The following is a 13658-nucleotide window of genomic DNA, read 5'->3' as shown; positions in this document are numbered from 1 at the left end:
CCGTGCTATGCTTCGTCTTTCCCCTTTCGCCGCCTGCCTGCTGCTTACCGGCAGCGCCTTCGCCCAAGCCGACTTCACGCCGGCCGCTACCGCCGGCCTGGGTGCGCCGCTGCTGCCGGGTTTGCGCGGGCCGCGCCAGAATGTGCAGTTCAGCGCAGGCATGATGACGGCGGGCCGGCTGGGCACGGCGGCTTATCTGAGCCCGATTGCCAGCTACCGCCTCACGCCGCGCCTCACGGTGTTCGGGGGCCTCACCTACCTGCGCGTAACGCCCGGCCCCGCCTTCTATCCCACGGCCGCCCCCGACCACCAGCTGCGCCCCTGGGCCGGCTACAACCAGTTTCTGCTGCAGGGCGGCGCGCAATATGCAGTGTCGCCGCGGCTGGCTCTCACGGGCACGGCCTGGAAGGAGATTCCGAACGGCCAGCCCCGCATCAATCCGTACGCCGGTTTTGGCAGCATGGGCTCGGGCATGAGCCTGCGCGCCGACTACCTGATTACCGAAAACTTCTCCATTTCGGGTGGGCTGCGCATGAGCAACGGGCAGGGCACGGCGTTTCCGGGCTACGTACCGGGCTTGTCGGGCGGCTTCTGGTAGCCCGTAGGTGAACTCTCTTCGGCTTCAAGGCCCCGGCAGGTTCCGGGGCTTTGCTGTTTCTTTGCTATTCCTACTGCATTCCTTCCCGTTATGGCCTCCGCCCCGCGCTACGTCAGCAATCCGCAGCTACGCACCATCAAACCTCACTACCCCGGCAACAAGATGATAGGCCGCGAGTACTGCAACGGCGAGGAGCTCTACGAGCCTACGTTCGGGACGGTGCTGAAGTGGCAGCTGAGCGAGAATCCGCAGAAGCAGGAGAAAAAGGCCGATACCTGGGTGCCGGAGGTAGTAGACTGCACGCCGTTTCTGCAGAGCCGGGAAGACGGGCTGGTGTGGCTGGGGCACGCCTCGTTTCTGCTGCGCGTGGGCGGCAAGCTGCTGGCCTTCGACCCGCTCCTGTTTTCGTCGCTGGGACTGCGCCGCCGCCATGCGCTGCCGTGCCGCCCCGAAGACCTGTCGGGCCTCGACTACCTGCTGCTCAGCCACGGCCACCGCGACCATCTGGACGAGAAATCGGTGCGGCTGCTGGCCCGCCAGAACCCCGGCCTGCAGGTGCTGACGTCGCTGAGCATGACTCCGCTGCTGCGCGGCATGGCGCCCGGCCTGCCGGTGCAGGAGGCCGGCTGGTGGCAGCAGTACGACCTGGGCCCGGAAGCGCCATTCGAGCTGTTCTACCTGCCCGCCTCCCACTGGCACCGCCGCGGCCTTGCTGATTTGAACCGGGTACTGTGGGGCTCCTTTCTGCTGCGCCTGCCCGATGGCCTGACCCTCTACTTCGCCGGCGACACCTCGCTGGCGAGCCATTTCGAGGAAATTGAGAAGCAGTTTGGCCCGCTGGATATTGTGCTGATGCCGATTGGCGCCTATAAGCCGGCCTACATGATGCAGCTCAGCCACGTAAATCCGCACGAGGCGGCCAAAGCGGCCAACCTGCTGCGGGCGGGCCACGTGGTACCCATGCATTACGGCACCTTCGACCTGAGCGACGAACCGGCCTCCGAGCCACTGCGCGAGTTGCAGCAGGTAGCGCACGGCGGCATGCTGCGCGGCGAGCTGCACGTACCGGCCGTGGGCGAAGTGCTACGCTGGCAGGACTGGGAATAAGAGCCGGGCTGGTGGTGGGCCGTTACGGGCCGGTTGCCGATTGTTGGCGGGGAGTTGGTAGCTTTGGTACCGTTTTATTGATTGGTCGGGCCCGTGGCTGAACTGGAGTCTGCCAACCGACCAGCGGCAACTGACCTCTACCCCTCACGCCTAGCGCATGTCTCCCACCCTTATTCTGAGCCTGATTGCGGGCTATTTCGTCGTTCTCATCATCATTGCCTACCTCACTTCCCGGAAGGCCACGAGTGAGTCGTTCTTCATTGCCAACCGCAACGCGCCCTGGTACATGGTGGCCTTTGCCATGATTGGCACCTCACTTTCCGGGGTCACGTTCATTTCCATTCCGGGCATGGTGGCCACTCAGAGCTGGAGCTACATGGCCGTGGTGCTGGGCTATATCGTGGGCTATCTGGTGATTGGAACCGTGCTCATGCCGCTCTACTACCGCATGCAGCTGGTGAGCATCTACACCTACCTGGAGCAGCGGTTCGGGTTCTGGAGCTACAAGACCGGGGCCCTGTTCTTCCTGATTTCGCGGGCCGTGGGCGCGGCGTTCCGGCTGTTTCTGGTGGCAGGCGTGCTGCAGTTTGCCGTGTTCGACGGGCTGGGCGTACCGTTTGCCGTTACCGTAACGGTCAGCATCTTCCTGATTTACCTCTACACGTTCAAGGGCGGCCTCAAAACCATCCTCTGGACCGATACTTTCCAGACGCTGGCCATGCTGGTGTGTGTGGCCGTGAGCATCTACCTGATGGCCGACGAGCTGAACCTGGGCTTTGCCGGGCTGGTGAAGACGGTGAAGGAAAGCGCCATGTCGCAGATTTACTTCTCCGACCCCAAAGACGACAAATTCTTCTGGAAGCAGTTTGCCTCGGGCGCGTTCATCACCATCGTTATGACCGGCCTCGACCAGGACATGATGCAGAAGAACCTAAGCTGCCGCTCGCTGCCCGACGCGCAGAAAAACATGTTCTGGTTTACGCTGGCCATTGTGCTCGTAAACGTGTTTTTCCTGTCGCTGGGGGTGTTGCTGTACCAGTTTGCCGCAGCCAAAGGCATTGCGCTGCCCACCGATCCGGCCACCGGCAAGCTCATCGGCGACAACGTGTTTCCGCTGCTGGCTACCAACCACTTCTCGCTGTTTGCGGGTGTTGTGTTCATTCTGGGCATTATTGCCGTCACCTACGCTTCCGCCGACTCGGCCCTCACGGCTCTCACCACCTCGTTTTGCGTGGACATGCTCGACATCAAGCAGTATGATGAGGCTAAACAGAAGCAACTGCGCCAGGCTACGCACTTCGGCTTCTCTATTGTCCTGATTATCATCATCCTGATTTTCCGGGCCATCAACGACCAGAGCGTTATTACGTCCGTGTTTAAGGCGGCCGGCTACACTTATGGGCCGCTGCTGGGGCTGTTTTCGTTCGGCATCTTCACCAGCCGCGGCCTCCACGACAAGCTGGTGCTGCCCGTGTGCGTGGTGGCCCCACTGCTGACGTGGTTTATCAATGCCAACTCCAAGGCCTGGTGGGGCTATGAGTTTGGTTTCGAGATTCTAATGCTGAACGGACTCATCACCTTCCTGGGCCTGCTGGCAATTTCGCGCCCCCGCAACCTGGAATTGAACCCGGTTGCGTAGGGGTTGTTTAGGGGAAGTCGGCGTACCTTTGCGCTGCTGTACTACACGGCCGGGCCCTGCTCCGCCGTGCTGTTCCCTGCTCTATGAAACATCTGTTCCTCCTGCTGCTACTCGTAGCTTCGGGCTACCGGGCGCTGGCTCAGCAGCCCGCTTCGCCCACCCGGCAGCCTATTGAGCTGAAGGCGGGCCGCATGCAGGCCCAGGCCCGGCCGGCCGCCAACCGCCCCGATGTGGCCCCGCAGTATCCGGGCGGAGCGCAGGCAATGGGGGCTTTTTTTCAGGAGAACGTAAAGTATCCGGAGGCCGCGCGCGTCAAAAGCCTTACTGGCAACGTGGAAGTAACGGCCACTGTCGGCACGGATGGCCGCCTGAGCAACCCGGTGGTGGCCAAGTCGCTGTCGGCGGAGTGCGATGCGGAGGCGCTGCGGGTGCTGGCCCTGATGCCGGCCTGGAAGCCCGCCACCCGCAAGGGCGAGCCGGTACCGGTACAGGTCCGGCTGCCGGTGCCTTTCGCCAATGGCAGCATCCTGGAAGTGGAGCAGGGAAAACCGAAATTTGAATAGCAAACCGATACATAAGAAACCAGCAGCGAGAAGCAAGGCTTGTTCAGCTACCGTCTAGAACGGAACTCAACAGGCCTTGCTTCTCACTGCTATTTTCTCCCTCCTATAAAGCGAATGGCTCGAAGTGGAATGAATACCAGTGGCACCGACCTCGCGCCGGAGCCCGAAAAGAAGAAGCTCACTAAACAAAGCCTGCAGCACGGCCTGCGGATTTTCCGCTACGTGCTGCCCTACCGCACCAAGTTCATCATCGGCCTGGTGCTGCTGACCTTATCCAGCGCCACCACCATGTGCGTGCCGTGGGTGATTGGCAAGCTAACCGACGCCGCCACCGGCAAGCCATTCGTGCTGCCCAATGGCGTGGCGCTCAGCATCAGCCAGATTGCGCTGGCGCTGTTCGGCATCATTCTGCTTCAGGGCTTGTTTTCGTTCGGTCGCATCTGGTTCGTGACGCAGGTAAGCGAGTTTACGGTGCGCGACATCCGGCAGGCGCTCTACACCAAGTTCGTGAGTCTGCCGATTCCTTACTTCGAGAAGAACCGGGTTGGAGCCATCACCTCGCGCATTACGTCGGATGTAAGCCAGATTCAGGACACGTTTTCGCTGACGCTGGCCGAGCTGTTCCGGCAGGTGATGACCCTGATTGTGGGCGTCACGTTCATTATGATGGTGTCGGTGAAGCTGTCGTTGTTTATGCTGCTCACTTTCCCGCCCATCGTGCTGCTGGCTATGGTGTTCGGGCGCAAAATCCGGGTACTGTCGAAGGCAACGCAGGACGAGCTGGCCAAAACCAACGTCATTGTGGAGGAGACGCTGCAGGGCATCAACACAGTGAAAGCCTTCACCAACGAGCAGTTTGAAACCCGGCGCTACACCGCGTCGCTCACCAATACGCTGCGGGCGGCCCTGAAAAGCAACCTGTACCGCGGCGGTTTCGTGTCGTTCGTGATTATCGGGTTGTTCAGCGGCATTATTCTGGTGCTGTGGCGGGCAGCTTCCCTGGTGGCGGCGGGCCAGATGTCGACGGGTGAGCTGTTCTCGTTTGGCCTCTATACCATCTTCATTGGCGCTTCGGTGGGCGGCCTGGGCGAGCTGTACGGCAAAGTGCAGAGCACGCTGGGCGCCTCCGAGCGGATTCTGGAGATACTCGACGAGCCCACCGAGCCTACCCACCAGCCGCGCGTGGCCGGCCGGGCCCCGCTGGAAGTCCGCGGCGACATCGACTACCAGAACGTGGCCTTCCGCTACCCCACCCGCCCCGATCTGGCCGTCCTCAAGGACATCAGCTTCACAATTCAGGCTGGCGAGAAGATTGCGCTGGTAGGCCCGTCGGGCGCCGGCAAATCCACGATTGTGCAGCTGCTGATGCAGTTTTATGAGCTGAGCGGCGGCAAAATCCTGATTGACGGCCGCCCTATCAGCCAGTACGACCTGACGGAGCTGCGGGGCCACATCGGTATTGTGCCGCAGGAAACCATTCTGTTTGGGGGCAGCATCCGGGAAAATATTGCCTATGGCAAAACCGACGCTACCGACGACGAAGTGGTGCAGGCGGCTCGCAAAGCCAACGCCTGGCAGTTCATTGAGTCGTTTCCGGAGGGCCTGGATACGCTGGTCGGCGAGCGGGGCATCAAGCTGAGCGGCGGGCAGCGCCAGCGCGTGGCCATTGCCCGCGCCATCCTGAAAAACCCTGCTATCCTGATTCTCGACGAAGCCACTTCCTCCCTCGACTCGGAAAGTGAGCATCTGGTGCAGCAAGCCATGGACGAGCTGATGCAGCACCGCACCAGCATCATCATTGCCCACCGCCTGAGCACCATCCGCAAAGCCGACAAGATTCTGGTAATCGACGGCGGCCGCATTGTGGAACACGGCACCCATGACGAGCTGGCCCACAACGACAACGGCCTCTACGCCAACCTGCTTAAGCTGCAGTTTGAGTTGAGCTAGGATTAGCGTATTCCCGCTAGCTTTGTATTTCTGCGCCGCTTCGGAATCCGGAGCGGCGTATTTTTGTACTGTCCTTCCTGTCCAACGTCAAGGACGGTTCTGACCACGCCCCCTATGTCCATCGCGCGCCTCAAACAACGTCTGGCTTTGCTTTCGCTCGTGGTGAGCCTGGCGCTGGTGCTGGTGAAGTTCTATGCTTACTTCCTCACCCGCTCGCAGGCCGTTCTGACCGATGCGCTGGAATCCATCATCAACGTGGTAGCCAGCGCATTTGCCCTCTACAGCGTGTACCTGGCCAGCCGGCCCAAAGACGAAAACCACCCCTACGGCCACGGCAAAATTGAGCATTTGTCGGTAGGGTTTGAAGGCGGCCTGATCTTGATGGCGGGCGGCTTTATTTTCTACTCGGCCGTCAAGTCGTTTCTGTATCCGCACGCGCTGGAGCAGCCGGGCTGGGGCATGGCGCTGCTGGCCGCCACGGCTGTTATCAACCTGCTGGTGGGGTTTGTGCTGGTGCGCGCGGGCCGCAAGCACCACTCCCCTGCGCTGGTCGGCGACGGGCAGCACCTGTACCTGGACTCGCTCAGCACGCTGGTGTCGTGCGCGGCGCTGCTGCTGGTGCTGCTCACCGGCAACGTGCTCTTCGACTCCGGGGCGTCGGTGCTGCTGGGCATCTTTATCGTCGTGAACGGCTACCGCATGGTGCGCCGCTCGGTAGGCGGCCTCATGGACGAGTCGGACGTGACCACAGTGGCGCAGGTTATCGGGGAGCTGCAGGTGCTACGCCAGCCCGCCTGGATAGACGTGCACAACCTGCGCGTACTGCGCTACGGGGCCAATCTGCACATCGACTGCCACGTGAGCATGCCATATTATTTCAGCCTGGAAGAAGTGCACACCGAAGTCCACCGCATCGAGGATTTTATCCGGGGCCGGTTTGAGGTGGAAGTGGAAATGTTCGTGCACGCCGACCCCTGCTCATTTGCCGCCTGCTCGCACTGCCACATGCCCGACTGCCCCGTGCGTCAGCATTCCTTCACCCGCGAAATTCCCTGGACCGTGGCCAACGCCATGAAGGACGAGCGGCATTATCTGACGGAGCAGGCATAGTCGCCCACCCTGTACCCGTGCGCGCAGCCGCGCATCCTCACTCAGCCTATGCCTACTCTCCCCCTACTCGCGCCCGGCGTCCTGATGACCTCGGCCGACTTCATAGCCGTGAACTTCCGGATGTGGCAACGGCAGCGCCGCACCCGTTTCAACCACTGGCTGCTGGGTGCGGCCTTGCTGCTGCTGGCCGCCAGCGTGGCGCTGGATGTAATGCAGAACGGGCAACTCACCAACCAGGGCACCGTGGTTGTGCTGGCCGTGGGCCTGCTCTACGGCCTGCTGCGCGCGGGACTGGTGCGCTACCAGCTGCGGCGCGGCTTCGCCCGCAACCCCGTTGCGCAACAGCCTATTGATTTTGCACTGGACGCCGACCAGTTGCGGGGCAACAGCGCCTCCGGCAGCTTTGGCGTCCGCTGGAACCAGCTGCAGCGGGCCATCCGGGTGGGCGACTGGCTCCTGCTGTACCGCTCGGAAGCGGCGTGCTACTACCTCGACCTGCGCCGCCTGCAGGCCCCGGCTACCCCCGCCGACGCGCTGGCGCTGCTGCGCGAGCAGCAGGTTTCGGTAGTGGAGCTGTAGCGCTCTGCCGCCTGCTGCACCTTCGGTTTGAAGCTGTGTCTTTTGCTCATGAATCATAAACCTGCGCTCCAACGCGGGTTTTGCTACTTTTGGGCCGCTACTCATTCTCACTTTTTCCTTTTCATGAAAGCCCTTCTTTCTCTCTCCGCCGGAATAGCGCTGCTGGCCGTGGCGCCGCTCACCGCTCAGGCTCAGATCAGTACGCCGCAGCCCAGCCCCAAAAGCACCATTCAGCAGCGTGTAGGCCTCACCGACATCACCATCACGTATTCGCGGCCCAGCGCCAAGGGCCGGGTTATTTTCGGTGATTCTACCTCCAAAGCCATTGTACCCTACGCCAAGCGCTGGCGCACGGGTGCCAACAACTCCACCACCATCAAATTCTCGGATGACGTGACGGTGGAAGGCAAAAAAGTGGCGGCCGGCGAATACGCTCTGTACACGGTACCCGGCAAAACCACTTGGACCGTGGTGCTCAGCAAAGACACCAAGCAGGGCGGCAACGTGGCCAACTACAAAGCCGCCGATGACGTGGCCAGCTTCTCGGTGAAGCCCTACAAAACGACCACGAAAGCCGAAACTTTCACCATCAATTTCTCTGACCTGACCCCGGCCACCGCCAACGTGGACATGCTGTGGGAAACGACCGGCGCCAAGTTCAAGGTGGTGGCCGACGTAGACCCCAAGGTGATGGCGCAGATTGAGGAGAAAGTGGCGAAAAACGCTTCGGCCGGCCCCAACGACCTGGCCGCCGCCGCCGTCTACTACTACGACAACGACAAGGACCTGAAGCAGGCTCTGACCTGGATGCAGAAGGCCAACGAGAAAGACCCCAAGTTCTGGAACGTGCACACCGAGGCTAAAATCCGGATGAAGATGAAGGACTACAAAGGCGCCCTCACCGCCGCCGAGCAGTCGCGCACGCTGGCCCAGGCCGCCAAGAACACCGACTACGTAAAGATGAACGACGAAATCATTGCTAGCGCCAAGAAGAACGGCGCCAAGTAAACGCGGGCACTTCACTCATGCAAAAGGCCTTTCGCTTTACAGCGAAAGGCCTTTTTTGTTGGTAGCAGCTCAGCCTGCCCGCCGGCTCAATAGGCTATACTGCCGGCTGGTCGGCGGCGGTTGGTGCCTGGCTGGCTGGTTCGGCGGGCAGCAGAATGGCCAGCAGCAAGCTCAGGCCCACCACAATGACGCTGCCGATGATGTTGAACCACAGGTAGCCGATATCCGTCTTCCAGAACAGCAGCAGCACCACTACCTGGGCCACCACCGCCGACCAGAACACCGCTTTGCCGCCTACGCGCTTCAGAAAAAAAGCCACCATGAAAATACCCAGAATGGTGCCGTAGAACAACGAGCCGAGGATGTTCACGGCCTGAATCAGGTTTTCGAGGCGGGCGGCGAAGGTGGCAAAGCCGATGCCGAGCACACCCCAGCCAATGGCCGCCCAGCGCGAGGCCTGCACGTTGTGCGCCTCATCGGCGTGGGGGCGGCTGGGACGGTACAGGTCGATGACGGTGGTGGAGGCCAGCGCGTTGAGGCCCGCCGCTGCCGAGCCCATAGCCGCCGACAGCACCACCGCAATCAGCAGCCCCACCAGGCCCTGCGGCAGGTAGTTGAGCACAAACGTCAGGAATACGTAGTCGGTGTCTTTGGCTTCGGCGGAGGGCACGGCTGTCTTGAGCAGCTCCTGGGCCTGCTGGCGCAGGCCGCGGGTGGCGGCGTTGGTGGCCTGCAGATGCGTTTGGGCGGCGGCCAACTGGGCCGGGTCGTCGGAGTGCAGGGCCTCTACGAGCTGGGTAGTAGCCTGGCGGCGGGCCAGAAACAGGGTTTCGTGCTCGGCTTCCAGCGTGCGCAGCTGTGGGCCGTACTCGGCGGAGCGGGCCACCCGGTCGTGCACGGGGCGGTTGAAGGTGAGCGGCGACGGGCTGAACTGGTAGAATACGAACAGCAACACCCCGATCAGCAGAATCCCGAACTGCATAGGCACCTTCACGAGGCCGTTCATGAGCAGGCCCAAGCGGCTCTGCGTGATGCTACGGCCCGCCAGGTAGCGCTGCACTTGGCTCTGGTCGGTGCCAAAGTACGAGAGGGCCAGAAACAGGCCGCCCGTCATCCCCGACCAGAAGTTGTACCGGTCGGTGGGGTCGAACGTGAAGTCGACCAGATTGAGCTTGCCCTGATGGCCGGCCACCTGCAGCGCCTCCTTGAAGCCCACTTCGGGCGGCAGATAGTGCACCAGCAGGTAGCCGGCCACCACCATACCGGTGAAGATAACCGCCACCTGCCCCTGCTGCGTCACCATCACGGCGCGGGTGCCGCCGGCCACGGTATAGGCAATCATGATACCGCCCAGCAGCCACACAGTCAGGTTGATGTTCCAGCCCAGAATAGCCGACAGCACCAAGGCAGGTGCGTACAGCGAAAGGCCGTTGCTGAGGCCGCGCTGCACCAGAAACAGCAGCGCCGCCAGCGTGCGGGTGCGCCTATCGAAGCGGCCTTCCAGGTATTCGTAGGCCGTAAATACGCGGAGCCGGTGGTAGATGGGCACCGCAAACAGCGCAATCAGGACCATGGCCAGTGGCAGGCCAAAGTAGAACTGAATGAAGCGCATGCCGTCGTCGTAGGCCTGGCCGGGGGTGCTGAGGAAGGTGATGGCCGAAGCCTGGGTGGCAATAATGCTCAGCCCCACACCCCACCAGGAAGCGTCCCGGTCGCCGAGCAGATACGAGTCGAGCGTGGCGCCGGCCCCGCGCGTGCGCCAGGCCCCGTACCCAATGATGAAGATAAGCGTGCTGCTGAGCACCAGCCAGTCGAAGGTACTCATGCAGCGAAAGCGCGGGTCAGGTAGTAAAAGAAAGCTACTTCTGCCGTTAGGGCGGCCAGCACCAGCCAGTACCACGCGCGCCACGAAGGCAACAGCGGCGGCTTCTCAGATTCGGGGATAGTAGCCATAGAAAACGAAGGTAAAGCAAACCACAGGAATAGAAGCTGCCGCCCGCCGCTTTTGCCCCGGTCCGATGCCGCAGGCATCCGACCGGTCGTCGTTGCGGCTGCCAGCACCATCTGGGCAGCCGTCAGCACGAAGCTCGTTCCGGCGACAACCGGTTGGATGCCTGCGACATCGGACCGGGGCAGGGCCTATTTCTTGCCCAACGACACCATATTGGTCAGCAGGCGGTAGGCGCCGGGCACGCCGGCGGGCAGCTCCCGAAACAGCGAAAGACCGGTGTAGATGTAGTGGCCCTTGCCGTAGTTGGCCACCAGAATGGCGCTTTCCTTGGCTTTCTCGCCGGGGTCGGAGGAGCTGAGTACGGTCTGGTATTTCGGGTCCCACTGCGAAGGGTAGTAGAGGCCCTGCTCCTGCACCCAGCCTTCAAAATCCCTGCTCGTGATTTTGTTGGGCGTGTTGAGCAGCGGCTGGCTGGGGTTGAGGAAGGTAACGGGCGCGTTTTCGACGGTCACCCGGTCGGAGGAGAGCGTGAGCGGGTACGGGCCAATCTGCGGCATGACGGTGCCCCGGCTCACCACGTACTGCACCACCAGGTTACCGCCCTGCTCCACGTACTTCAGCAGGTTGGGCTGCAGGGTTTTGAGGCGGTCCACAGTGTTGTAGGCGCGCACACCCAGCACCACGGCATCGAAGCGGCGCAGGTTCTGCTCGGTGAGGTCTTCGGGCTTGAGCAGCGTGACGGTGTACCCAATCTGGCGCAGCGCGTCGGGCACTTCGTCGCCGGCACCCATCAGGTAGCCGATTTCCTGGCCTTTGCGCTTGAGGTCCAGCTTCACGAGTGGGGCCACGGATTCCGGAAACAGGATTTGGGTAGGAATGTGGTTGTACTCGATGGGCTGGTAGCCGCGTGAATACGTCTGCCCGTCCACGGTAGCCACGGCCCGCAACTCCGATTTGCCCTCCGCGGCACCCGCGCCGGGCTGCACCCGGAACTGCACGGTCTGCTCGGCGTCTTTGGTGGCAAGGTCAAAAGAAATGCTGGCCGGCTCCGACTTCCAGCCTTGCGGCAACGTCAGTGCCACGGAACCTTTCACGCCCGCTTTGCCGGCCCGCAGCGTCACGGGCACCGTTTTAGGCTGGTTATCGGCAAACACGTAAGCCCGCCCGCCGATGTTCACGGCCACCGGCGGCACCACCGTCAGCGGGCGGTACTTCTCCCCTTCCACCGGGTCGGTGCTTTTGTATTGGATGGGAACCCGCATAACCAATCCATACCCCATAGGTATCTGGACATATACATAAGCAGGGGAAGGGTTTTCGGGTAATCCAACTAAGTCCCTTGCTTGCACAACGGTATGGTCATTAGCCCTGTAACCTCTGAATTTGGGCTGCTCCTGGTCATAAACTACAGGCAGCTTATACATGCCAGTAGTTCCCTGCTCCAATAGCCAATAGGGCTGGGATACCAGCTGCTTCGCTGGCACATCTACTTCGACACTTTTACTATATAGCTGGTTAAGGCCCACCTTCACATCCATGTCTGGTGGCCCATCAAAGGTACCGGTATTGGCCGGTGAAGGCTTGCGGTAAAGGGTCGAGTCTTTCACAAACCAATTGAAGTACAGGCCTTGCACATTAAAGGGTTGGTTAGCTACGGCGTCCACCTTCAGACTTAACACGCTTCCAGGTGTTACGGTAGGCTCAGCGGCCACCGCTTCAACCCGCAGGCCCAGACACGCCTGCATCAAGTCAGCAACTTCATTGCCTTTCTCCTCACTCCAGAAAGGACTTACTTCCTTCACTTTAAGCAAAGCATAAAGTACTTTGTTCAGCCCCGCCACACTCGCACTGGGGTTGCTGGGGTCGTACTTGCGGATTACCTCGTCAATCAGCTTGCCCACGGCTGCGCCGCCGGGCACCCGGTTCCAGGTCAGGTCCACGCCGTCGAACAGGTCAGTTTTGGCGGGCTCGCCTTTCAGCAGCTGGAAATACTCCGGGGCCTCGCCGCGCTGGGCACTGCTGCCGAAGCCCTGGCTGCGGTGCTGAGAGCGGCTGCGGGCGGCAATTTCGCCGTAGCTCTGGCCCAGCAGCGGGTTGAAGCCGCCGGCATCCAGCTTGAAGTACTGGCTCATGTCCTCGCCGGGCTTCACGAAGAAGGAGCCGGTATTCCAGAGCAGGCGCTTGGCCTGCCAGGGCTGCACGTATTGCAGCTGCTCGGGGAAGCGCTTGGGGTCGGCGGCGGCCGAGAAGGCCTCAATGGCCAGCATGGCCGAGGCCGTGTGGTGGCCGTGGCCGGCCCGGGCGTCGGGCGGGAAGCGGGTAATCATGACGTCGGGCCGGCGCTGGCGGATTACCCACACCATATCGGCCAGCACTTGCTCCTTATCCCAGATGGTGAAGGTTTCCTCGGGCGTTTTGGAGAAGCCGAAGTCGTTGGCGCGGGTGAAGAACTGCCGGCCCCCATCAATGCGGCGGGCCGCCAGCAGCTCCTGCGTCCGAATCACGCCCAGCCCCTCGCGCAGCTCCGGCCCGATGAGGTTCTGGCCGCCGTCGCCGCGGGTGCAGCTCAGGTAGCCGGTTTCCAGCAGGCGGCCATTGGCCATGTAGGCGATGAGGCGGGTGTTTTCGTCGTCGGGGTGGGCGGCCACGTAGAGCGCCGAGCCGAGCACGTTCAGCTTCCTGAGTCCCAGCAGAATCTCCGACGACGACCAGGTTTTGGGCGCCTGCGCCTGGGTGGTGGATGAGTGGATGAGTGACTGAGTGAGTATCACCGCCGACAAAGCGGCGCGGAAAAGACGTGTACGCATACGGTAGGGCAGCTTGAGGGCGTGAAGATAACCCGCCTGCGTTGTCTCTGTTCGGGGCGGCAGCCGGTAGTTTCGCACGCTGCCGGCCCTCCCGCCAGCCTGACCACCCTAAGCGGTCCTGCCGGTCGCCGCTACCCCGATGTCGTCTGCCCCGCTCCCACCCTTGCCTGACCAAACCCTAGCCCCCAGTATAGTTCCTTCCCTATTTCTCACACAACCTATCGTATCACTTCTACTATAGGCAGTATTTATCCAACAACATTCGGTATTAAACGCTCAACTACCTATATTACTGATACAATAGCACAGATACAGCGCACAACTACTCGTTTCGAAGCATCAAAGT

The 13658-nt window shown here is 61.6% G+C and carries 11 protein-coding genes; 8 read left to right on the top strand and 3 right to left on the bottom strand.

Annotated elements, in window-relative coordinates:
- Positions 1-7 precede the first annotated feature (7 nt).
- From BUE15_RS13955 to BUE15_RS13920, 8 genes are all read left to right on the top strand, one after another.
- Positions 8-598 (top strand): hypothetical protein, encoded by a 591-nt coding sequence (locus BUE15_RS13955; RefSeq protein WP_073286206.1) that lies wholly within the window; start codon positions 8-10, stop codon positions 596-598.
- Positions 599-688: 90 nt separating this feature from the next.
- A complete protein-coding gene (locus tag BUE15_RS13950; RefSeq protein ID WP_073286203.1) occupies positions 689-1705 on the top strand; it encodes an MBL fold metallo-hydrolase in 1017 nt (338 codons plus the stop codon).
- Positions 1706-1862: 157 nt separating this feature from the next.
- Positions 1863-3344 (top strand): sodium:solute symporter, encoded by a 1482-nt coding sequence (locus tag BUE15_RS13945; RefSeq protein ID WP_073286200.1) that lies wholly within the window; start codon positions 1863-1865, stop codon positions 3342-3344.
- Between the two features lie 83 nt (positions 3345-3427).
- Positions 3428-3907, top strand: a complete 480-nt coding sequence (locus BUE15_RS13940) for an energy transducer TonB (protein WP_073286197.1) — start codon at positions 3428-3430, stop codon at positions 3905-3907.
- A gap of 114 nt (positions 3908-4021) precedes the next feature.
- Positions 4022-5857: an ABC transporter ATP-binding protein gene (locus BUE15_RS13935; RefSeq protein WP_073286194.1), complete on the top strand. Its 1836-nt coding sequence runs from the start codon at positions 4022-4024 to the stop codon at positions 5855-5857.
- Positions 5858-5971: 114 nt separating this feature from the next.
- Positions 5972-6967: a cation diffusion facilitator family transporter gene (locus BUE15_RS13930; RefSeq protein WP_073286191.1), complete on the top strand. Its 996-nt coding sequence runs from the start codon at positions 5972-5974 to the stop codon at positions 6965-6967.
- A 48-nt stretch (positions 6968-7015) separates the two neighbouring features.
- Entirely contained in the window at positions 7016-7546 is a 531-nt protein-coding gene (locus tag BUE15_RS13925) for a hypothetical protein (protein WP_139252308.1), read from the top strand.
- Positions 7547-7669: 123 nt separating this feature from the next.
- Positions 7670-8554 (top strand): DUF2911 domain-containing protein, encoded by an 885-nt coding sequence (locus BUE15_RS13920; protein ID WP_073286186.1) that lies wholly within the window; start codon positions 7670-7672, stop codon positions 8552-8554.
- Positions 8555-8648: 94 nt separating this feature from the next.
- On the opposite strand, the gene BUE15_RS13915 is transcribed toward BUE15_RS13920, so the two are convergent.
- From BUE15_RS13915 to BUE15_RS13910, 3 genes are all read right to left on the bottom strand, one after another.
- Positions 8649-10379 carry a sodium:solute symporter family protein gene (locus tag BUE15_RS13915; RefSeq protein ID WP_073286183.1) on the bottom strand — a complete coding sequence of 577 codons (1731 nt, stop codon included), beginning with the start codon at positions 10377-10379 and terminating at the stop codon, positions 8649-8651.
- Entirely contained in the window at positions 10376-10507 is a 132-nt protein-coding gene (locus BUE15_RS22505) for a hypothetical protein (protein WP_262987464.1), read from the bottom strand. Before BUE15_RS22505 ends, BUE15_RS13915 begins: the two co-directional genes overlap by 4 nt.
- Before the next feature lie 186 nt (positions 10508-10693).
- Entirely contained in the window at positions 10694-13312 is a 2619-nt protein-coding gene (locus BUE15_RS13910; protein ID WP_073286180.1) for a PIG-L family deacetylase, read from the bottom strand.
- Positions 13313-13658 lie beyond the last annotated feature (346 nt).

The organism is Hymenobacter psychrotolerans DSM 18569 (genome assembly GCF_900142395.1).
GTDB classification, from domain to species: domain Bacteria; phylum Bacteroidota; class Bacteroidia; order Cytophagales; family Hymenobacteraceae; genus Hymenobacter; species Hymenobacter psychrotolerans.
This window is presented reverse-complemented; position numbering and strand designations above follow the sequence as displayed.

What these genes read in the sequence shown, in the direction of transcription:
- BUE15_RS13935 (WP_073286194.1), top strand. Translation starts at nt 4,022, where the DNA reads ATGGCTCGAAGTGGAATGAATACCAGTGGCACCGACCTCGCGCCGGAG.
- BUE15_RS13945 (WP_073286200.1), top strand. Translation starts at nt 1,863, where the DNA reads ATGTCTCCCACCCTTATTCTGAGCCTGATTGCGGGCTATTTCGTCGTT.
- BUE15_RS13915 (WP_073286183.1), bottom strand. Translation starts at nt 10,379, where the DNA reads ATGAGTACCTTCGACTGGCTGGTGCTCAGCAGCACGCTTATCTTCATC.
- BUE15_RS13930 (WP_073286191.1), top strand. Translation starts at nt 5,972, where the DNA reads ATGTCCATCGCGCGCCTCAAACAACGTCTGGCTTTGCTTTCGCTCGTG.
- BUE15_RS13910 (WP_073286180.1), bottom strand. Translation starts at nt 13,312, where the DNA reads ATGCGTACACGTCTTTTCCGCGCCGCTTTGTCGGCGGTGATACTCACT.
- BUE15_RS13955 (WP_073286206.1), top strand. Translation starts at nt 8, where the DNA reads ATGCTTCGTCTTTCCCCTTTCGCCGCCTGCCTGCTGCTTACCGGCAGC.
- BUE15_RS13925 (WP_139252308.1), top strand. Translation starts at nt 7,016, where the DNA reads ATGCCTACTCTCCCCCTACTCGCGCCCGGCGTCCTGATGACCTCGGCC.
- BUE15_RS13950 (WP_073286203.1), top strand. Translation starts at nt 689, where the DNA reads ATGGCCTCCGCCCCGCGCTACGTCAGCAATCCGCAGCTACGCACCATC.
- BUE15_RS13940 (WP_073286197.1), top strand. Translation starts at nt 3,428, where the DNA reads ATGAAACATCTGTTCCTCCTGCTGCTACTCGTAGCTTCGGGCTACCGG.
- BUE15_RS13920 (WP_073286186.1), top strand. Translation starts at nt 7,670, where the DNA reads ATGAAAGCCCTTCTTTCTCTCTCCGCCGGAATAGCGCTGCTGGCCGTG.
- BUE15_RS22505 (WP_262987464.1), bottom strand. Translation starts at nt 10,507, where the DNA reads ATGGCTACTATCCCCGAATCTGAGAAGCCGCCGCTGTTGCCTTCGTGG.